The following is a 21,990-nucleotide window of genomic DNA, read 5'->3' as shown; positions in this document are numbered from 1 at the left end:
CGCCTGTTTCATGTCCTCCACATCGTAATTGAAATTGACCAGGAGCGAATCATCATAGCGCAATTTTTCTAAGTCAATGTAATCCCCAATGATTTTTAACTCCTGCTCAATGGCGACAAAAGCGCCGCTGGTTTCATACAGCATGTAACGCAGCATTTTCGACAACTTTAGGATGGATTCCGGCGCCAGATCGGATTTATCACGAGCCAGGGAGTAAATGTTGTTCAGCGTATTGAACAAAAAATGGGGATTGGTTTGGGACTTGAGGTAGTTGAGTTCCGCCTCCTGTTTTTCGATGCGCAATTGCTGGGCAGTTCGGCGCAATTTTTGGTAATCATGAACATGGCGGAAAATGCCAAAAAAGAGAATGGAGCCCAGCGTATTCCCGAATTGATCTCCGACACCTTCCAAAATGTTTCCATACGTTTTTAATGGGGTATATACATGCAATAGAATCCCAATGTACCGCCAGGCAAAAGTGCCAAAAGCATACAGCATCAGGTGGGCAAAGATCAAAAAAGGAGCGACCAAAAGCCTTTTCCAACTCAACAGGATAAAGGGCAGGGTGTATTCAAAAAAAATAAAATGCAGTACCAGCAGGTACACCAGGAGCCAAATGTAATTGATGCTACTTTTTAACGCAGTTTCAGGTGCTGAAGCAAAATAAATCAGGGTTGAAAAAATCAGGGATATCCCCGCCAGGCGCAGAAACAGTTTAACCCGCTCTTTATTGATCGTGATCCCCATTTTTCGGATTGAACACTGGTTTAAAACCCTGAAAATACAATTTTAAGCCCTAAATTTACCCTGTCAGATCGGATTCCCTAAAACGAAGGGCAATTCGGACAAATATACATATGGACCTAAATGAAGCAGGGGAATTGCTGATTCAGCAGATTCGCCAAACCAGCGCACTGGAATGGACCGCTGTAGTTTTTGGGGTTAGCCAGGTACTACTGGCCCGCAAAAACAACATCTGGCTGTATCCCACCGGGATCATTAGTGTCGTATGTTCTTCCATCCTGTTCTTCCAGTCCAAGCTATATGCAGAGACCCTGCTGCAAGGGTATTACCTCTTGATGAGCATCTACGGATGGGCGAATTGGAGCAATGGATCAGCTTCGGGAGCATCCCACATCACGCGAAGCCAACAGCAGGAAAAATGGATCACCTGGGGCATTGCCCTCTTGGGTTGGGGCCTGCTTTATGGTGTATTGAACAGGTTTACTGATTCGGACGTGCCGATCCTGGATGCATTGGTATCCTCTACCGCCTGGGCGGGGATGTGGCTGCTGGCCAGGCGGAAACTGGAAAACTGGATTTGGCTGAATGTTTCCAATTTGGTAGCGATCCCGCTGTTGTTGTACAAGCAGTTGTTTCTATTTTCAATTTTGACCTTGATCCTGTTTGTGGTGGCGATTTTTGGGTATTTGGATTGGAAAAAAACGCTCTATACTTCTGATGGTGTATCTTAAGTGGCTTAGGTTTCTAAGGTGGTGAAAGAGTACTCTGCTTCGCAGATTTTTCTTTTTCACCACCCAAGAAACCTAAGCCACTTAAGATACACCTAAGCAAGGGTACGTCAGAACCTTACGGCAATTTCAAAAACTCCTCAAAGGTTTTTACGGAAATGGCGGCCAGCTGATTTTGCGTCAACAACTCATTCAATTTCGCCCCATGTTTGCCCTTCAATTTTTGCAACTCAGCTTTACCCGCATTGAACTCTGCCTCAATGCGTTTGAGGTTTGCCAATTCATTGGCCGAAGGTTTGTACAAACTGGAGGCTAACATGCTGAAAAGGCTGGCCATATGTTCTCGCAATTGCGGTTCACCTGCCGACACGTAGTTGTCACCCGTGGTAACCACCAAAGTTTCTTTCAGTTTGTTGAACTCCGCCAACATCGGGGTAAGGGTACCGGACAAACCCGCGTTTTTGGCCATCAGTTGTTTGGCACCATTGATGTTTTCATCCAGTTCATAAACCAGGTAGGCCAAAGATTGGGTCATATCGAACACCTTCTGTACCGTCGCTTCTTTGATTTTGCGATCTTCTAGAGTAATGGCGGACTTTGGATCGTAGGAAATGTCCCAATCGTGGGTGTAGGTCTCTGTGCCTTTTTGCACCACGATTTTGTATTTACCAGCAGGAATTGGCGCTGGTGTGACCCCTTCGCGGCTGATGGTCTGGCCTTTGGCGATTTTGGGTACTTTGCCCGTGTACGCCCACTCTACGATGTTGATGCCTTTGGACTTGCCCGGAGTGATTTCGTGTACTTTTTGCCCGGCAGCGTTTTGGATTTCCATGGTAAACTTGCCTAGGCTATGGCGTTTTTTGAGGTAATAAACGATCTGACCCGCTTTGGATGGATTGGGGCCTACAAATTCAGTTTCCCCAGCGGTACCACCAAAGCTGCTTTCTTCGTACATGATTGCTGGGCGGTTTTTGAAAAAGTGAAGATCCTTGGCCAACACTTCATCATTGATTTGCCGCAAGGGGCTGATGTCATCCAGAATAATGACTCCTCGTCCGTGGGTGCCCATAACCAGGTCGTTGGTTTTGCGCTGAATTTCAAGGTAATGCACGGCGACGGCTGGCATGTTGTTGGTGAATTTGTACCAACTTTTTCCTCCATTCATGCTGATGTACAAACCAAACTCGGTGCCCAAAAAGAGCAAGTTTGGATTGCCAAAATCTTCCTGGATGTTGCGGGCAATTCCTTCTACATCGGGTGTCAGCACAGAAGCCCAGGTAGCACCAAAGTTGGTGGTTTTGTAGGCATAAGGCTGCATGTCTCCGTGGGAATGACCATCAAAAACGGCATAAGCAGTACCTTTGTTGAAACTACTGGCTTCAATGTGGTAGCACCAGGTTCCGGCAGGCAAACCGGGCAAGTTTGTGTTGACGTTTTTCCAGGTTTTGCCTGCGTCTTGGGTGACTTGTACGTTGCCATCATCGGTACCTACCCAAATGACTTTTTCATCCAGCGGGGATTCGGCAATGGTGAAAATGGTGCAGTGGTTTTCCGCCCCGGAATTGTCGGTAGACAAACCTCCCGAGTTTCCTTGACTGGTCTTTTTGGGGTCGTTGGTGGTGAGGTCTGGGGATATTTTGACCCAGGTGTCGCCCATGTCATCGGATTTGTGCAAAAACTGACTACCCATGTAAAGCCGATCCGGGCGAATAGCGCTGGTCGCCATGGGCGGATTCCAATTCCAGCGCAATTTTGGGTCGCCAATCACCGGAAGAGGCTGGATGACGCGGATTTTGTTTTTCTCCAGGTCCGTGCGCCAAACATTTTCCGCGCCCTGCATTTCTGAATAGACGATGCGTTTGGTGGGGTGGGGTAGAGCCCGGAACCCATCGCCAGCCCCTATCAACTGCCAATCTCGCGCTTCGATACCACCCGGCGAAGAGGAAGGCCCATACCAGGTGTTGTTGTCCTGCAAGCCACCATAAATGTTGTAAGGCTCTTGATTGTCGACACTGACATGGTAGTACTGCGCAACCGGGATGTTTGGTACAATTTCCATGGTGGTGCCGCCATTCCAGGAGCGGTAGAAGCCACCGTCGGTGCCACAAAACATTCGATCAGAGTCATTGATGGAAAAAACGATGTCGTGAATGTCGGAGTGCATGGCCCCGAGATTGCGGAAAGTTTTGCCCCCATCGCGGGAAATGGAACCGGATAGGCCACCTTTGGCGATCACCTCCGGGTTGCGAGGGTCAACAGTGATGCGGGAGAAATAAAATGGGCGCACTACGATTCCAAAGTCGTTGTTCAATTGTTTCCAGGAAGCCCCGGCGTCATCGCTGCGGTAAAGGCCCTTGTCCTTGTCTTGTTCGGATTCGATGACAGTGTAGAGGATTTTGGGGTTAGAGGCGGCGATGGCGATGCCCATCCGGCCCAATTTGCCACTGGGGAAACCATTGTGGATTTTATTCCAGGTTTTGCCCCCATCTACAGATTTGTACAAAGCGCTGTTGTTGCCGCCTGAATTGAAAGACCAGGCGGTACGGCGGAATTCCCAAAAAGAGGCATACAAAATCAGGGGATTACTTGGATCCATCACCATATCGGCACAGCCCGTAGTGGCGTCCACATACAAGATTTTACTCCAGGTTTTGCCTCCGTCGCTGGTTTTGTACACGCCACGCTCTTCGCTATCACTCCATAAAGCACCCAATACACCTACGTAGACCTCATTGGAATTTTTAGGATTGACAATGATGCTGGCAATTCGTTCGGATTTTTCCAGCCCCATTTTGGTCCAGTTGAGGCCCCCATCGCCAGAACGATAAATGCCGTCGCCAATGGAAACACTGTTGCGGGTCCAGGTTTCGCCGGTACCCACCCATACTACATTGTCAGGTGCATTGGGGTCTACCGCGATGGCTCCGATGGATTGGCAATAGTTGTCAAAAATGGAATTGAATCTGGCGCCACCATCGTTGCTTTTCCAAACTCCCCCTCCGGCAGTGCCGACGTAAATCACTTTGGGGTTGCTGGGATGGAGTTCAATGTCGCTGATGCGTCCACTCATGATGGCGGGGCCGATTTGTCGTGCCCGCAAATCGCCAAATAATTCTTTGCCGCGGGTAATGGCGTCTTGTGCAGGCAAAAATGCTGGCAATAGGAATGCCAGGCACAATAAACGGTATACTTGAAGGTGCATGATCTTGGATTGATTTGGATTGGATAAAACAAAAAAAAACTGCTTTCTACCTGATCAATAGGCGTTTAGTCCTGGTTGATGTCAAGTGAAAAAGCAGTTTCTTTAACCTGTGTTTCAGGTAAAATTTTTAGATCCTTATTTCTCTTCCGTAAAAACAAACTCTTTTGGGTCAACCTGAGGGTTCAGCTCAATTTTGCTTAAAGAAATGGGCTGGCTACCCATACCTTTTACCCCCTGGCCCAGCGAAAATGGGAAAAAGAGGCCGTTGACTTCCTGATAATCACTCATGGTAATTTGAGAAATTTTCCCCTTGGCTGGCCCTACTTTGATCTCTGATTCTACCATGATGGGAATAAACTCCTCCGCATCAAAGAAGTAGAAGGAGACATTTTCTTCGGTTTTGCCTTCAACGACGAAGGGCTTTTTGGTCAATTTGATTTTGAAGGTTTCAGTACCTTCCACGGTCTCCTTGCCGATCAGCTCCAGCTTGTATCCTTTGTCGCTGTAATTCAGGAATGGATCTGGAAAATCACCAAGTCCGGTTTTAAAAATCTCGGTAGACTCAGCATCACTTTTTTCCGGCTTCATGGTCATGAAGTTGGTACTCCAGAGGGTGGTTCCATCATAAACGCCTTGTTTGATGGTTTTGCCCTGGAAGGTAACTACGGTCATTTGGCGGCCATCTTTCAGGTTGTAAATGTCGAGGGGAATCTCCATTCCGCCTTGATTTACTTTGGCGGACATTTTGACGCCTTCCAGTTTTTTCCAGTTTTCTACTCCTCCGGTAGCGGTAAGGTATTTGTTGACAATCTCGTCTGCAGTTTGTGCATGGCTAAAGCAGGCTGCGAAGATCAACGCAAAGAACAACGATAAGGTTCTCATCGGGTAATTGGTTTTATTACTTTGGTTAAATAGAGGTTTTACTAGGACAAAGAAAAAGAGAAGATTGTTCAGAGGAGTTGTAATTATAACAAAATAGGCAAACTATAGACAAGAACAATGAATTTCAAGATGAAAGAGAAGTAAGCGGGTTGTTTGAGAGGCCCCCAGTTGGTTAAAAAACGATAACCAACTGAGGGCTTACTGTTGTATTCTAGATTGATTTTTTAGCGATTTTTTGCTGTTTTTACAAAGCTACTGTAGTAATCTTAAGGCTATTCTTTTTCTCCCCTTTCACCTCGTGGGCGAGGAGCAATTGGTTGTCCAGCATCAAACCCGTTGAATTAAGGGCATTTACGGAACCGTCTACAGCCACGGTTTCCGAAACTTTATCCCCGTTGATTTTTCGGAAGACCAACTGGTTTTTGCTATCCGCCTGGCTTTGTTCCCAGATCATGACCGCTTGTTTTGCACCCGCCATAATCCAGGGATTTTTCACTGAAGCATCACTCAATACGAAGAGTTTTTTGCCCTCCTGGGTCACCAGACGGAAACCCGATTCGCTTTCAGCTCCCGAAAACCAGGCGACCAGTGCACCTTTACCATAGCTGCTGGAGATGGCCCCGCTGTGTGGGCAACCATTGATTTTCCAGCCGTCGTTGTGAAGGATTTGGGGCTTGGAAAAAGTTACTCCATTGTCGGTAGAAGTGATTTTGGCGATGTCGCGGATGTCATCGTTGTTGTCGCGGTAATAGACATGCAGGGCACCGTTGGCATCCACCAACAGGTTGATGTTGCAACAATCGCAGACCACTGGGTCGATCAATCTTTCGGGTTGGAATACCCCGTTTTTGCTCAATACCATCCGCAAATCCCGCTCTTCGTGTTTGGTGCTGTTGGCCACGTCTTTCAGGTAAAATACGGCGATTTCATCATTGGGTAAAACAATGGCGTCAAAAAAGCCACGCATGGCTTTGGCTGGATCTGAGTCAACATTTTGCGGGCTGGTCCAGGTAGTACCGGCATCTTTTGACAAACAATACACCAGATCGGCAGTGCGGCCACCGCGGCCTCCTGCTGGAGCGCCTCCTGGTACGTCGGGCCGATTGGTGAACAAGGCCACCAGGCTGCCATCTTTTTTGGCCAAGACCTTTGCCCGCATCAAACGGCTATTGCCAATTCCTTTGCTAGAAAAAATCACTTTTTTATCCCCGAAGGTTTTGCCTTTGTCCTTGGAGAAGGCCAGACAAAAAGAAGTCAAACCTTGTTCATCTTTTTCCGTCCAGGAAAGCAGGATTTCTCCTTTGGGCGTTTGGGCCAACAAAGGCATGGTGTAGGCCTTGGTGGAATCTATGGCAATGGTCCCAGTACCCGAAGGAACCGAGCTGTATACAGGCGAACTGGGCAATTTGGTCCATTGCTCGATGCTTTCAACCATGCTGGTATTGCACATGGGCATGTTTTCGTCAAGGTTTGTCTTAGCTTCCTCTTTTGGACTGAAGATGGCTACCATGCTGAAAAACCAAACGTTGAAAAATGCAATTATTTTGATCATTAGATGAATGGATTGTGGTTAAAAAAAAGCAAATATAGTACTTGGTAAAACGCTAAGCTATACCCGGAAGTGCGATCAGGTAAGGTTAACCGACAATCCGGGCAATTGAGTAGATGGATGGGGTGATTTTTGAGTGACGAATTTTTGAATGACGAATGACGAATTGGAAGCGCATTTCAAAATTCATTGGCAGTGCTCACAATTCGCCATTCTTTTGTCGCCAATTTTATAGGCAATTTCAATCAAAATAATGCTTTATCGACAAATTGACCCTGTAAAATATTGCAACAGCCTAAGAAGTTGTAATAAAATTCTATTTTTGACGCAGCCCACAAATAGTAATCATTTCGAACAAAATTGTAAATATTGATGTCGAGGCATACACTAAAGCTACTTGCCATTTCCGGGCTTTTGCTTTGCGCATTTACTACATTTTCAGAACTCTCCTGGATTGAAGTGGGGAAAGAGGGGACCTTGCCTGCCGAAATGGAATTTAAGAACCCAGGAGGAAAACTTGGCTACATCAACGCAACTGGAGCAATACAGCTGAAAGGCCATCCCTTTTTTGAACCCCTGGGAACCAATGGAAGGGCCTGCGTAAGTTGCCACCAACCCAAAGATGCGATGAGTGTATCCGTGGAAAGCCTTCGGCAAAGATGGTTGGAAACCAATGGAAAAGACCCCGTTTTTGCTGCGGTGGACGGATCGAACAATCCCAAACTACGGCAAGAATTAGAAAGCTCACATTCCCTCTTGCTAAACCGAGGCCTATTCAGAATTGCCTTACCCTGGCCTCCCAAGCCAGATAATGGCAAACCCGTCAAAGCCGAATTTACGATCGAGGTAGTCAGTGACCCGACGGGAGTAAACCTGGACCCTGATCTGGGACTAAAAAGTAAAAACCCTACCATTTCGGTTTTTCGCCGGCCCCGCTCGGTTGCCAACATGACCTACGTAATGTCGCCAGACCCTGTTTTTAACATCAAAACGGGCACATTGGCCGTTACTGATCCCGAAACAGGGAAGGTAGTTGGCATGAACATGATGGCGGATTCGCGCCACTACACCCAAAAGCAACAGGCCATCGATGCTTACTTCGGGCACCTGGAAGGCCAAACAGGATTGAGTCCCGAGCAGCAAAAGCAAATCATAGCCTTCGAAAACCAGCTGTTCATGGCCCAAAGTCATGACAAATGGGGTGGCCCTCTGACAGACAATGGCGAACCTGCCGGGCTTGGACCCAAAGCCATGCAAAGTGGGAAGCTTCACGTATTGGCCAACAACAACCGCGACCCAATTTTCCATTGGTTCAATACCTGGAAAAAAGAGGAAACCATGCCCCCCAATTTGACCGCTGAACAAAAAGCCTTTCGGGCATCGGTTGCCAGAGGGAACGATATATTTATGTTCCGCGAGTTTTGGATCAGAGATGCTACCCACATCAACAACATTGGTTTGGGCAACCCGGTCAGGCGCAGTTGCTCGACCTGCCACAATGGGCAAATGACGGCCCAAGACCTTGCACCAGGCTGGGTAGATTTGGGCACCACCAATTATCCGACCTGGACTGAAAATACGATTGCCAATCTGAAGTCGGATTTGCCAGTATTTAAGTGTACCTGTGAAAAATCGGCGGCGCCTCACCCTTATTTGGGACGGGTCATATACACCACCGATCCTGGGCGCGCTTTGATTACAGGGAAATGCATTGATATTGGTTCCATTGTGATGCAGCAATTCCGGGGTTTGTCGGCACGAGCCCCTTATTTCGTCAACGGTGCTGCCAAAAGCCTACTAGAAGTTGTGGATTATTACGACCGCCGCTTCGACATAAAACTGACGGATCAGGAGAAACAGGATTTGGTGAATTTTTTAAGCGTATTGTAGCCATGAACAAACTGTATTTTTCCTTGGCGGCGATTTTTTTGACGATTGGTATTCAACAAAATGAAAAGCCACCGGCCAATCGGCGCAATTTTGTGGCTTGCCCTATTATCCGCGATTCCAAAACCATGCCCTGTTGGCTGGCAGAATACGATGGCGAGTTGTACTACCTGGGGCAACAAGGGCGAACCAGCAGCGCATTTTACCCGCCACAGCTAAAACACGAAGTGCTGGTAGAAGGAACCGTGAAGCCGGGTGAAAGAATCTGCGGTGGAATTGTTTTGGAGCCACTGTCCATCTCCGTGATGCCAGAATTGAGTCTCCATTGCAACACACTCCTGCCCGCGGAAGATGGCCTGGAACCACCGCCGCTGCCACCACTTCCCAAAAACGAACCCTTGCCTGATAGCACCCGAAGTTTTACGATTCCTTTTGATTTTGACAGCGATTATTTGACCCTGCACAAAACGCGCATTTTGGGGGAGGCCATCCGCATTGCCAAAATCATCCAACTGAAGGAAATCCAGATTTCGGCTTATCGCGCCAGTACCTTACTGTCAAATGGGCAAAAAATGCTGGAAAAGGAAAACATTGCGGCCAAACGGGCAGAGAAGATTGTTGATGTTTTTATTGGATTGGGATTTCCCAAAGAGAAGATCAAATTGACCGTCAAATCTACCCCAGAGCCTTGTGATGGACTAAATGACCCCACAAGAAGAAGGGTGCGGATAAAATTGCTTGGCTAGTTTTATTCTTACCGTCCCAATAGGCATGAATCATGCTTTAAAATTTTATTTTAGCTCCGAATTGCACTTTTAACTATAAACAAACTAAAAATATTCCGACTCATGTCAAAATCGTTTACTACGTATAACCTCGCCATGCTTATTTTGGCGTTTATAGGTTCTTCTTTTCTACTGATTAGGTTTCCCCTTAAAACCTTCAAATCGACTTATGTCGTTTCGGCAAGGGATACTGTACCCATCGTAAAAATACCTGAAGGGGTAGACCCCAATTCACCCGACTGGAAAGGCATCGACCTGGCCCCCAAAGCCCCGATTTTGCCCGTTTCGCCAAGTGATGAGCAAAAACAGTTTCTCCTGCCTCCCGGGTACAAAATTGAACCCATCCTCACCGAGCCTGCCATCGAACAACCCGCCGCTATCGCCTTCGATGGCAATGGCCGGATGTACGTACTGGAACTCCGCTCTTACATGCTGGATGCGGATTCCAAAAACGAACTCGACCCGGTTAGCCGGATTTCACGTTGGGAAGACAAAGACAACGACGGGGTGTACGAAACGGGCACCACTTTTGTAGACAGCCTGGTTTTTCCACGTTTTGTGCTGCCCTACGGCAAAGACTGCATCCTTTCGATGGAATCCGATGCCGACAATGTCTACAAATACACGGATACCAATGGCGATGGCAAAGCCGATAAAAAAGAATTTTTCACCAGCAAATACGGCCGCTCCGGCAACGTAGAACACCAACAAGCCTTCATGTATTATGGCATGGACAACTGGCTCTACAGCACCGTCAATGCCTTCCGCATTCGGGAAACGCCACAAGGGATCATTCGGGAAAAAACCGGGGCCAACCGTGCCCAATGGGGCCTTACCCACGACGACGATGGCAAATTGTGGTTCCAGGGCGGCGCCAGTGGCTTGCCTTCTCATTTTCAGTTCCCCGTCCATTACGGCAATTTCGAAATCCCCAATGAATTTGCCAAAGGTTTTGACGTACCCTGGGGTGCAGCCGTGAAAACTGCTGACATGCAGGGTGGTATGGACGAAATTCGCCAACCTGATGGCTCACTCAATCGCGTAACGGGCTCGGCGGGTAACGATGTATACCGTGGCGACCGACTCCCCGCCAACATCAAAGGCCAATACTTTTATGGCGAACCAGTAGCCCGTATTGTGCGTCAGATCAACCCCGTGGTAACCGAGGGATTAACGACATTGCACAACGTCTTTCAGGAGCAGCAGTCCGAGTTTTTGCGCTCAACCGACCCCTTGTTCCGTCCGGTTGACATGACCACTGCACCCGATGGTACCCTGTACATCACTGACATGTACCACGGCATCATCCAGGAAGGACAATGGACCCAGCGAGGCTCCTACCTACGGGTAAAAATTGAACAATACCAGTTGGATAAAGTGATTGGGCTGGGACGTATTTGGCGCATTACTTACGATGGGATGGAGCGAGACAAAACCAAACCCCGCATGTTTGAGGAGTCCGCTGCGCAGTTGGTCAAACACCTGGAACACCCCAATGGCTGGTGGCGGGATATGGCCCAGCAACTCCTGGTGCTCAAAAAAGACCTGTCAGTGGTGCCACAATTGAACCGCATGGCCTTAAAGCACAAAAACCTGACGACTCGGTTCCACGCCATCTGGACCCTGGAAGGATTGGGTGCGCTGAGTGTAAAAACTACCCAAAAATTGCTCAAGGATACCAACCCACGCCTGCGCATCCAAGCCTTACGGGCCAGTGAGACCTTGTATAAAAACGGTGACAAATCCCTGGAGCCCGACTACCAAAGATTGCTCACTGATCCAGATACGGATGTGCTCATTCAGGCCATGCTCAGCGCCAAATTTTTGAAACTGCCCAATCTGGAGCAGGGCATCAAGGGGGCAATGGCACAAAACAAGGCTACGGGTGTAAAAGTGATCGGTGAACAAATCCTCAATCCACCCAAGCCGCGCAACGCAGGCCCATTTGGTGCTCCTGAATTGTCGGAAGCCCAAAAACTCATCGTAGAACGTGGAACAACCATCTACAATGAACTTTGTGCCCAATGCCACGGCAACACGGGTATGGGCACCCCCGCAGGTGAAGGAAAATTGATGGCGCCAGCTTTGGCCGGCTCGGCGCGTATGCAAGGCCACCCGGAATATGCAATCAAAGTGGTGCTCCACGGCATGGACGGTGCCATTGAAGGCAAAACTTACGCCGGCAACATGATGGCCAGCATGAAGGATCAATCGGATCAATGGGTGGCGGATGTGATTTCCTACATTCGCAGCGAATTGTCCAATGACGCCTCCTTTGTTTCTCCTGAGCAAGTGGCGGCAGTGCGCAAAAAAACAAGTGGCCAAAGTGCCATGTATAAATTTGATGATTTGCTGCGCCAAACCCCTTATGAGCTCACTGCGAAAGACATGAAAGCCACGGCCAGTCATGTCTTTTCAACCCGGATTGGTGGCAACGCCTCCGCCCAAAGTGCCTTCAACTACGAAGGCTGGTCAACTGGTGGCAGACAGGATAAGGGCATGTGGTTCCAGGTAGAATTTCCGCAGGAAGTGAAACTCGCCGAGATTCATTTCACCGCGACACAAATCACCAAACCAGGCTGGCGGCCTACGCCCAATACCCCACCTGCATCAAGGCCGATTTTGAGCACGCATCCGCGCGTGTATTCGCTGGAAACATCGATGGACGGGAAAAATTGGCAAACGGCTGCTGCCAATGTCAAAGGTGTGCCTGGTGCGAATATTTTGACTTTGAATGCAGCAAAAGCAAAATTCATGCGGATCAGTCTGGCGGAAGGTTTGCCTGCCGGAGATGATGATACGCCTTGGTCGGTGCGGCAGATGAAGGTGTTTGTGGAGAAGTGAGGTTAATAATTAATTGATTTGATTTTTAGCCATTTTGTAGAAAGACTTTTTGAGTGACGAGTACATGAGTACATGAGTTGAGAGTTTAGAAGTGGGCTACCGCAGCGACTTAGACGAAGGAGGTGTCCAAGTCGCTGCGGTAGCCCACTTCTAAACTCTCAACTCATGTATTCGGAACTCATAACTCAATAAAATTTCAACCATTTCAACCCTACGACGTTCTCATTTATATGAACAATCTCAATCAAATGACCGCCCTCATCACCGGGGGCAGCAAAGGCATCGGCCACGGCATTGCCGCTAGCCTGCTCAAAGAAGGCCTCAATGTAGCCATCACCAGTCGCCGCCAGGAAGATGCCGACGCCACTGCTCGGGAACTCTCCAAAATAGGCTCTGGCAAGATCATTGGCATTGCTGCTGATGTCCGTGACTTCGCTGCACAGCAAAACGCACTGGCCAAAACCTTGGAAGCTTTTGGCCGCCTTGACGTCCTCATCGCCAATGCAGGAGTGGGCCATTTTGCGCCCATCACCCAACTCAGTCCAGAACAATGGCATGAAACGATCGACACCAACCTTACTGGGGTATTTTTTAGCCTCAAGGCAGCAGTGGATGCCTTGACTGAAGCAAAAGGTTACTTCATCAGCATCGCCAGTTTGGCCGGAACCAATTTTTTCGCCACGGCTTCAGCCTACAACGCTAGTAAATTTGGTTTGGTGGGATTTACTCAGGCGGTGATGCTCGACCTGCGGGATGCCGGAGTGAAATGTTCTACTATCATGCCAGGTTCGGTCGCTTCCCATTTCAACAACCACGAGCCAAGCGATGCCGATGCCTGGAAAATACAACCCGAAGATTTGGGGCAAATCGTAGTGGACTTACTCAAGATGAACCCGCGTACCTTGCCCAGTAAAATTGAAGTACGTCCGAGCCAGACCGCAAAAAAGTAAGCCCCAATCTATTGCCTTTTAATTGCTTCTTGTGATAGCTTTTGCCTATGATGGCATTGTTATTATAAATTTAATTTCTCGAAAAATCACCCGTATTTTGAGGAAGTTTAAATCAATCGCATTATGGATAATAACAATGGTAACGGCGCAGGTAAGTGCCCATTTTCAAGTGGCGTGCTGAAACATAGCGCTGGTCGTGGCACCAGAAACCGGGACTGGTGGCCAAATCAATTGCAGTTGGGCATCCTCCGCCAACACTCTTCCTTGTCCAACCCAATGGGAGAGGACTTCAACTACGCCGAAGAATTTAAGACTCTCGATCTAGATGCGGTGAAGAAAGACATCGTTGATTTGATGACTACCTCTCAGGATTGGTGGCCCGCCGATTATGGCCATTACGGCCCATTCTTCATTCGGATGGCCTGGCACAGTGCAGGTACTTACCGCATTGCCGATGGTCGTGGGGGTGCAGGGTCTGGATCTCAACGTTTTGCCCCCCTCAACAGCTGGCCTGACAACGGTAACCTGGACAAAGCCCGCTTATTGCTCTGGCCAGTGAAAAAGAAATACGGCAGAAAACTCTCCTGGGCCGACTTGATGATCCTTGCTGGCAACTGTGCTTTGGAGTCCATGGGCTTCGAAACTTTTGGTTTTGCTGGTGGTCGTGAAGATGTTTGGGAACCAGAAGAAGACATCTACTGGGGAGCTGAAGGCAAATGGCTGGAAGACAAGCGTTACAGCGGGGACCGCGATCTGGAAAACCCACTTGCAGCTGTACAAATGGGGCTCATTTACGTAAACCCCGAAGGACCTAACGGAAATCCTGATCCGCTTGCTGCAGCTCGCGACATCCGCGAGACCTTTGGTCGCATGGCGATGAACGACGAAGAAACGGTAGCTCTGATTGCGGGTGGACACACCTTCGGCAAAGCCCACGGTGCCGCTGATCCCAACCAATACGTAGGTGCAGAACCCGCAGGAGCAAGCATTGAGGAGCAAAGTATGGGTTGGAAGAATACCTACGGCACTGGTAACGCAGGTTATACCATTACCAGTGGATTGGAAGGAGCCTGGACTACAACCCCCACCAAGTGGAGCAACAACTATTTTTGGAACCTCTTCGGCTACGAGTGGGAATTGACCAAGAGCCCGGCTGGTGCCCACCAATGGATACCCAAACATGGTATGGGTGCCAACTCTGTGCCTGATGCGCACGATCCAAACAAGCGCCATGCGCCGATCATGTTTACAACGGACCTCGCGCTGCGCACAGATCCTGCTTACGAGAAGATTTCAAGACGTTTCCACGAAAACCCTGATGAGTTCGCCGATGCATTTGCACGCGCCTGGTTCAAATTGACCCACCGCGATATGGGACCACGTACCCGTTATCTCGGACCAGAAGTACCTCAGGAAGAATTGATCTGGCAAGACCCAATTCCTGCAGTAACCCATAAATTGATCGACGATCAGGACATCGCTGCACTGAAGGGCCAAATTCTTGCCTCAGGTTTGTCGGTTGCTGAACTGGTATCTACCGCCTGGGCATCTGCTTCCACTTTCCGCGGCTCCGACAAACGTGGTGGGGCCAATGGTGCCCGCATTCGTTTGGCGCCACAGAAATACTGGGCAGTCAACAATCCTACTCAACTGGGAAAAGTACTGGACACGCTGGAAGGCATCCAAACGGCATTCAATGGTACCCATACCAGCGGTAAGCAGGTTTCACTGGCTGATTTGATCGTTTTGGGCGGTTGTGCAGGGATTGAAAAAGCAGCGAAAGCAGCTGGTCATACCATCACAGTACCCTTCACTCCTGGGCGTACCGATGCCTCACAAGCACAAACCGATGTGGATTCCTTCGCAGTTCTTGAGCCAATTGCCGATGGTTTCCGCAATTACATGAAATCTAGCTACACGATCTCAGCAGAAGAAATGTTGGTAGACAAAGCACAACTCATGACCTTGACCGCACCGGAGATGACTGCTCTGGTAGGTGGTATGCGGGTGCTCAACACCAACTTTGACGGGTCCAAGCATGGTGTGTTCACCCATACTCCTGGTGTCCTTACCAACGATTTCTTCGCCAATTTGATTGACTTTGGTACCACCTGGAGTGCAAATTCAGATGCCCAAAATGTATTTGAAGGCCGTGATCGCGCCACTGGCGCAATCAAATGGACGGGTACCCGGGTCGATTTGATCTTTGGTTCGAACTCAGAACTTCGCGCCATTGCCGAAGTTTATGCCTGTGAAGATGGTAAAGATCGTTTTGTAAAGGACTTTGTTGCAGCCTGGAACAAAGTGATGAACCTTGACCGCTTCGATTTGGCTTAATTTGAATTGATTTCAACGGCCTTCGGGCCTAGAGGAATACACTAGAGGTGGTTGGGCAACTGACCACCTCTTTTTGTTTGTTTTCCGTTCAGGCTGGATTACTGTGGAACATAGGTCTTATCCAACCACACCACTACTCTTTCCCAACTTTCCACCGGGAAGCGGGCATGGTAAGTGTCTTTCAAAACGACAAACTCTTTTTTGTTGCCGGGTACCAAATCATAAAGCTCTTTCACTTTTTCTACTTCAAACAGTTCATCTTTGTCCCCAGTGCCGACCAAAACCGGAATGTTCAATTGTTTAGGCAGAATTAGCGTTTTGACATCCAACATGGTCAAAAAACGCAAGGTGTACCTGAAATTGAACAAAGGATCGCCAGTACCCGTCATGCCATCGCGGTAGTATTCAACAACCTGGAAGGAGGGGCGGAAAATGGCACTGGATATTATTTTGGCTTGTTGAAACAAGGTTGGTCCCTTGCGCACGCCTTTTTTGCCTTCGTAAGCGCCCGAAAGTAGAACTAAGCCTGAAATTTCACTTGGAATGCCCTGGGTAACATAAATAGCAGTCGCTACACCCAGGCTATGCCCTAAAATCACCACTTTGGGAAAACCTAATTTTTTAATGTACCGGACTGCTTCCGTTAAATCATCCATAAGGCGTTCCTTATTGGGGTAATCTGCTCGATTCCCACTAGATAGGCCATGCCCTCGATAATCCAAACCAAAAGTAGTATAACCGCCTTTGGAAATGGGAACTCCTGCCATGTTATAAGCGCCACTGTGGGCCGTAACGCCGTGCAAAATCAGGACGGCAATGTCTTTTTTGGCAGGATTGATACTATCGGGATTCCATCTGCGCAGAAACAAGGTCTCACCATCGGAGGTCTTGATTAGATGATGCGGCCCTACGAATTTTTGCCTTATGGTGGCAGCTTCTTCAGGCGTAATCCCTTTTTGTTTGACGATGGATTTCATGGGCAGGTAGGCCAAAATCAATCCGGCCATAAAAATGAAAGCAATTGCGGCGAGAAGAATCTTAAGGCCTTTTTTAAAAATTTTACTCATTGCGATGGCGTTTGATGTCATGACCAAAGGTATTGATTATTGAGAAAATACAAGTGTAAAGTATGATCACCGCCGTCCCTTCTGACTATTTAATGAGTGCAAGAAAATTGATAAAAAGGGCAATAAGCCTCATAATAATCCTTTCTTTTTTCATGCCTTCAGTTTTTTGCCAAAATGACCTCAAAAGGCAATCTCTATTTTTTGAACTTGCTGGTAGCGGTGGTTTGGGGTCGCTGAACTATGAACAAATTTTTGATTCCGGGAAACAGCTTAGCTTCGGCTGGCGACTTGGTTTGAGCCTGGCCCCGATTGATAAAAACAATGGTATAGGTTTGGTTTTTCCTGCAATGGTTCAAGTGCTCATGGGTCGAACTGCCCATAAATTTGAACTAGGCCTGGGGCAAGGCATTACTATCACCACCAAAGGCCAGTTTTTTCTATTGACAACCCCTTCAATTGGGTATAGACTCCAGCCTGCCAGGAAAAACTGGTTTTATCGAGCTACCTATACACCCTTGGTGTCTTATCTGGCGGATTTTCAGGTACAACAATGGGCCGGAATGAGCATCGGATACACCTTCAAAAAATCAAGAAGATGAAACATTTATTGGTTCCCTCGCTCCTCTTACTCCTCTGTGGGGCTTGCAATAAAGAGGTGTTTTTTGATGGACCCGATTTTTACCAGGACGATTTTGAGGCATATACTTCATTGAACACCTTGCTTCCGCCAAGTGAGTTGTTTTGGTCCTTTAATCAGTTGACCAGAGCTGGCAATTCTATCACGGTTGACAGCACCAAAGCACATGGAGGCCGCAAATCTTTGAGGTTTGTAGCGGAAAAATCGGCAGAGGAAGTTGTTTCAAAAGCCAGCATTGCCAAGCAAAACATGGCATTTTGGGAAGGAGAAACCATGAGTATGAGCGCCTGGTATTTTATTGGAGGCACGGACAGCTTAAAATGGTTGTTCCTGATGGATGTAGAGGAACAAACACCGATCGGTGCGGGGCCAGGAATGCGCCTGGCCTTGGTGGACAATCAATTGAGGGTGGAGTACAAATTTTTCGAAAAAGACATCCTGCAAATTCCTAAGCAAACAACAGAAATGCCTCGTAATCAATGGGTAGAGCTGATTTGGGAAATTAAGCTGTCGAGAAAGAATGCTGGCACGGTTAAATTGTGGCAAAACGGAAAATTGATCATTGATGCTCAAAACAAAACGACTTTGCCCAAGGATGTACTGTATTTCCAACAAGGAACCAAAGGCATGTACAGCAGTTTTGAAATTGGCATAACCGCCAACTCAGCCGATAACGACTTGATGCTTTGGGTGGATGATGTCAGGATTGAAAAACTCAATTGAAGCTTTACATTTTTATTTCGTTTTCAGAAACCTTGTCTGTTGCAAAGCAAGCCAGGTTGTACATGGTGGTTTTGGCAATATTGCTCAAGGATGTTTCAGTGAGAAAACCTTGGTGGCTGGTTATCAATACATTTTGAAAAGTCATGAGACGGGCAATGGTATCATCCTGTAAAACCTCCCCCGAATGGTCTTCAAAAAACAGCCCATCCTCTTCTTCATAAACGTCCATTCCAAAATACCCCACCTGCCCATTTTTTAAAGCTTGAACCACATCGTTGGTGTTCACCAGAGCTCCACGGCTGGTATTGATCAACATCACACCTTTTTTCATCTGTTGGATACTGGATGCATTGATGATGTACCGGGTGTCGTCATTGAGCGGCAAGTGCAGGCTAATGATGTCGGAGCGCTGGTACAGCGATGTACAATCGCAGTATTCTACCTGATATTTTTTCTTGATCTCCTCGTTTTCAAACTTATCGTAGGCCAATAAGTGGCACCCAAAACCATGCAGAATCCGGGCCATTACCTCACCGATTTTTCCAGTGCCCATGATGCCCACGGTTTTCCCGTTCATGTCAAAACCGGTTAATCCATTCAAGGAAAAATTTTGCTCCATGATCCGGGAATGCGCACGGATCAATTTCCGGTTCAAGGCCAGAATGAGGGCTACACCGTGTTCTGCCACTGAATAGGGTGAATAGGCTGGTACCCTTGCTACTTTGATGCCGAGTTGTTTCGCTTTGTCCAGGTCAACATTGTTGTAGCCCGCCGAGCGCAGGGCGATGAAACGAACGCCATTCTGGTGCAAGACCTCAAGCACTGGCGCAGAGGCGTCATCGTTGACAAATAAACTAACTGCCTCAAAGCCAACACTCAAAGGGGCTGTTTCCAGCGAGAGTTCTACATTGAAAAAATGCAGTTGCTGAGTGTCGTCATTTACCTGGTCGAAATAAGGCTTCTCGAATTGGTGGAAACTATAAACTGCTACTTTCATTTTGGTATGGTTTGTTTATTTGCTCCCTGATGGAGCTTTGGTAAAGTAACAAAGTTCATCAGGATTAAAAGCACAAGCATTACACATTTAAAGCTTAATTTTACATGATTCACAGATGTCTACCACATTGAAAAATTTCAGCAACAAACTATCAGTATGAAAGCCTTTTTCCTATTCATTGCACTTGCTGCATTTGCCCAAACATCATTTTCGCAAAGCCAAAAGGCCCCGGCCTATCCCCTGATTACCCACGATCCCTACTTCAGCATTTGGTCGACCACCGATCAGCTGAATGCCTCGCCTACCAAACACTGGACCGGGAATGATCACTCTTTGACTGGTTTTTTGAAGGTAGATGGCGAGATTTTTCAATTCATGGGGGCCGATGCACCCAGTTATGATCCCATTTTACCAGCTGGAGATGATGAATCGTATCAAGCTAAATACACGGAACAACAGCCCGCTGCCGACTGGATGAGCGAGGGTTTTGATGACCGCCAATGGCAAACGGGTGCTGCCCCTTTTGGCAACATCGACGGTATTTCTAAAACCCAGTGGGGCAGCCGAAACATCTGGATGCGCCGGAGCTTTGACTTGCACAGTACCGAATTGTCCGCTCCCTTGTTGAAGCTACAGTACGACGACGATGTAAATGTTTACCTCAATGGCGAACTGATTTATACCGCTGGATGCTGTGCTGGCAAGTACCTCTTGCTGCCGATGACGGACAAGATGAAGTCCCTGCTGAAAAAAGGCCGCAACGTATTCTCCATCCATGTGGTCAACACGGGCGGTGGTGCTTTGCTGGATGTGGGGATTGTGAAAAAATCCACGCCTTCCAGTGCCCAAATCATCAAACTTGCCCAGCAAAAACAGGTACAAATCAATGCCACTCAAACGATTTATGATTTCACTTGTGGTAAGGTAGATTTGAAACTCACCTTTACTTCTCCACTTTTACTCGAAGACCTGGATTTGCTGGCCAGACCGATTTCCTACATTGCTGCCGAAGTCAAGGCCAACGATGGAAAAGCACATCAGGTGCTATTGAGCCTGGGGGCCTCTACCGACCTTGCCACTAATACCAATGCACAGGAAGTTTCTGCCAGCGCTTATACTACCAATGGATTAAAGCTGCTGAAGGCGGGTACGACCGAGCAGGCTGTTTTGAAGAAAAAAGGCGATGACCTGCGCATCGATTGGGGTTACCTGTATGTGGCCACTGCTGCCGGGAAACAAGTGCATCAGTACATCTCAGACCAGTCCAAACCCTTCCAAGTCAACGCTAGTACCCAAAAAACGGGCAAAAAACTGACCTTGCACACCCTGGTAAACCTGGACGCAGTAAGCAGTAAACCCAAAACCCAGGTGCTGATGCTGGGCTATGACGACCTGTATTCAGTGCAGTATTTTGGGCAAAACTTGCGGCCTTGGTGGAATGACAAGGGTACCGAAAATATAGAGCAACTGTTCAGTAAAGCCTGGAAGGAATACCCCAGCATCCTGAAAAAATGCCTGGCAACCAATCAAACCATTCGACAAGAGGCTGAAAAGGCAGGTGGTGAGGAGTACGCTACCCTTTGTGAACTGGCCTACCGCCAAAGCATATCGGCGCACAAATTGGTCAAAAGCCCAAGTGGAGAAACCCTGTTTTTGTCCAAAGAAAATTTCAGCAACGGCTCCATCAACACGGTAGATGTCACTTACCCTTCGGCGCCGCTGTACCTAGCCTACAATCCCGAATTGCTAAAAGGCATGTTGAATGGGATTTTTTACTACAGCGAAAGTGGGAAATGGACCAAACCCTTTGCCGCGCATGATTTGGGTACCTACCCCCAGGCCAACGGACAAACTTATCCTGAAGACATGCCTGTGGAGGAATGTGGCAACATGATCATCCTTACTGCGGCCATTTGTATGGCTGAAGGCAATACGGAATACGCCAAGAAACATTGGGCAACCCTTTCGATTTGGGCCGATTACCTGAGCAAAGAAGGCTTTGATCCTACTACCCAGTTGTGCACCGATGATTTTGCTGGCCACCTGGCTCGAAATGCCAATTTATCTGCCAAAGCCATTGTGGCCATGGAAGCCTATGCCATGCTGGCCAAAAAAATGGGCGACTTGCCGCGCTTCACCCAATTTGATGAGCTCTGCAAAGGCTATGTGAGCAAATGGCAATCTATCGCTGAAGATGGTGACCACTACGCCCTTACTTTTGACAAAAAAGGCACTTGGAGCCAGAAGTACAACCTGGTTTGGGACAAGGTTTTAAACTTGAATTATTTCCCGACCGCTGTTTTTGAAAAAGAGATGAAGTATTACCTTGATAAACAAAATGAATACGGGCTTCCACTCGATAGCCGTGCCAATTATACCAAATCGGACTGGGTAGTTTGGACGGCAACCTTGGCCTCACAACAACAGGATTTTGAAGCACTGATCCGCCCAATGGCCCATTTTGCCGCCAATACCCTTTCCCGGGTTCCACTAAGCGATTGGCACGATACCAAAACTGGGAAAATGATTGGTTTTCAGGCGCGAAGTGTGGTTGGTGGGTATTTTATGAAGGTTTTGGAGGGGAAATTTAAGGGGAAGTGAACAATCTCTGCCTGTGGTTTCTTAGGTGGTGAAAAAGCATAGCATATTTTTCACCAC

15 protein-coding genes are annotated in these 21,990 nt (G+C 47.9%); 9 read left to right on the top strand and 6 right to left on the bottom strand.

What is annotated here, in order from left to right:
- The coding region (locus tag SFV55_RS24125) for a histidine kinase (RefSeq protein ID WP_320032132.1) at window positions 1-747 on the bottom strand (747 nt) is incomplete at its 3' end.
- A 110-nt stretch (window positions 748-857) separates the two neighbouring features.
- Between SFV55_RS24125 and pnuC the strand changes: the two genes are divergently transcribed.
- Window positions 858-1,475, top strand: a complete 618-nt coding sequence (gene pnuC / locus SFV55_RS24120) for a nicotinamide riboside transporter PnuC (protein ID WP_320032131.1) — start codon at window positions 858-860, stop codon at window positions 1,473-1,475.
- Window positions 1,476-1,590: 115 nt separating this feature from the next.
- On the opposite strand, the gene SFV55_RS24115 is transcribed toward pnuC, so the two are convergent.
- From SFV55_RS24115 to SFV55_RS24105, 3 genes are all read right to left on the bottom strand, one after another.
- Window positions 1,591-4,674, bottom strand: a complete 3,084-nt coding sequence (locus tag SFV55_RS24115; RefSeq protein WP_320032130.1) for a VPS10 domain-containing protein — start codon at window positions 4,672-4,674, stop codon at window positions 1,591-1,593.
- A gap of 135 nt (window positions 4,675-4,809) precedes the next feature.
- Window positions 4,810-5,556, bottom strand: a complete 747-nt coding sequence (locus SFV55_RS24110; RefSeq protein WP_320032129.1) for an outer membrane lipoprotein-sorting protein — start codon at window positions 5,554-5,556, stop codon at window positions 4,810-4,812.
- A 244-nt stretch (window positions 5,557-5,800) separates the two neighbouring features.
- On the bottom strand, window positions 5,801-7,108 hold the full coding sequence (locus tag SFV55_RS24105) for a sialidase family protein (RefSeq protein WP_320032128.1): 1,308 nt from the start codon (window positions 7,106-7,108) through the stop codon (window positions 5,801-5,803).
- A gap of 369 nt (window positions 7,109-7,477) precedes the next feature.
- On the opposite strand from SFV55_RS24105, the gene SFV55_RS24100 reads away from it, so the two are divergent.
- The 5 genes from SFV55_RS24100 (at window position 7,478) to katG (ending at window position 15,908) form a co-directional block, all read left to right on the top strand.
- Window positions 7,478-8,995 carry a hypothetical protein gene (locus SFV55_RS24100; RefSeq protein ID WP_320032127.1) on the top strand — a complete coding sequence of 506 codons (1,518 nt, stop codon included), beginning with the start codon at window positions 7,478-7,480 and terminating at the stop codon, window positions 8,993-8,995.
- Window positions 8,996-8,997: 2 nt separating this feature from the next.
- Window positions 8,998-9,738, top strand: a complete 741-nt coding sequence (locus tag SFV55_RS24095; RefSeq protein ID WP_320032126.1) for a hypothetical protein — start codon at window positions 8,998-9,000, stop codon at window positions 9,736-9,738.
- 102 nt (window positions 9,739-9,840) lie between these two features.
- Window positions 9,841-12,621, top strand: coding sequence for a c-type cytochrome (locus SFV55_RS24090; RefSeq protein WP_320032125.1), 2,781 nt, complete (start codon window positions 9,841-9,843; stop codon window positions 12,619-12,621).
- A 230-nt stretch (window positions 12,622-12,851) separates the two neighbouring features.
- Entirely contained in the window at window positions 12,852-13,571 is a 720-nt protein-coding gene (locus tag SFV55_RS24085) for an SDR family oxidoreductase (RefSeq protein WP_320032124.1), read from the top strand.
- A gap of 123 nt (window positions 13,572-13,694) precedes the next feature.
- On the top strand, window positions 13,695-15,908 hold the full coding sequence (gene katG, locus SFV55_RS24080) for a catalase/peroxidase HPI (protein ID WP_320032123.1): 2,214 nt from the start codon (window positions 13,695-13,697) through the stop codon (window positions 15,906-15,908).
- 98 nt (window positions 15,909-16,006) lie between these two features.
- Here the strand turns inward: katG and SFV55_RS24075 are convergent, their stop codons facing one another.
- Window positions 16,007-16,975, bottom strand: coding sequence for an alpha/beta hydrolase (locus tag SFV55_RS24075; protein ID WP_320032122.1), 969 nt, complete (start codon window positions 16,973-16,975; stop codon window positions 16,007-16,009).
- A 152-nt stretch (window positions 16,976-17,127) separates the two neighbouring features.
- Here SFV55_RS24075 and SFV55_RS24070 point away from each other — a divergent pair, with 152 nt between their 5' ends.
- Together SFV55_RS24070 and SFV55_RS24065 are read left to right on the top strand one after the other, a co-directional pair.
- Entirely contained in the window at window positions 17,128-17,574 is a 447-nt protein-coding gene (locus tag SFV55_RS24070; RefSeq protein WP_320032121.1) for a hypothetical protein, read from the top strand.
- On the top strand, window positions 17,571-18,335 hold the full coding sequence (locus tag SFV55_RS24065) for a heparin lyase I family protein (RefSeq protein ID WP_320032120.1): 765 nt from the start codon (window positions 17,571-17,573) through the stop codon (window positions 18,333-18,335). The genes SFV55_RS24070 and SFV55_RS24065 overlap by 4 nt, the downstream gene beginning before the upstream one ends.
- 4 nt (window positions 18,336-18,339) lie before the next feature.
- Here SFV55_RS24065 and SFV55_RS24060 read toward each other — a convergent pair whose 3' ends face one another.
- Entirely contained in the window at window positions 18,340-19,332 is a 993-nt protein-coding gene (locus SFV55_RS24060) for a 2-hydroxyacid dehydrogenase (protein WP_320032119.1), read from the bottom strand.
- Between the two features lie 156 nt (window positions 19,333-19,488).
- Between SFV55_RS24060 and SFV55_RS24055 the strand changes: the two genes are divergently transcribed.
- Window positions 19,489-21,933 (top strand): glutaminase family protein, encoded by a 2,445-nt coding sequence (locus tag SFV55_RS24055; RefSeq protein WP_320032118.1) that lies wholly within the window; start codon window positions 19,489-19,491, stop codon window positions 21,931-21,933.
- The last annotated feature ends 57 nt before the right edge of the window (window positions 21,934-21,990 follow it).

The organism is Haliscomenobacter sp., from assembly GCF_033763495.1.
Taxonomy (GTDB): domain Bacteria; phylum Bacteroidota; class Bacteroidia; order Chitinophagales; family Saprospiraceae; genus Haliscomenobacter.
Note: the sequence above shows the minus strand (reverse complement) of the source record. Positions and strands in the feature narration are given on the sequence as shown.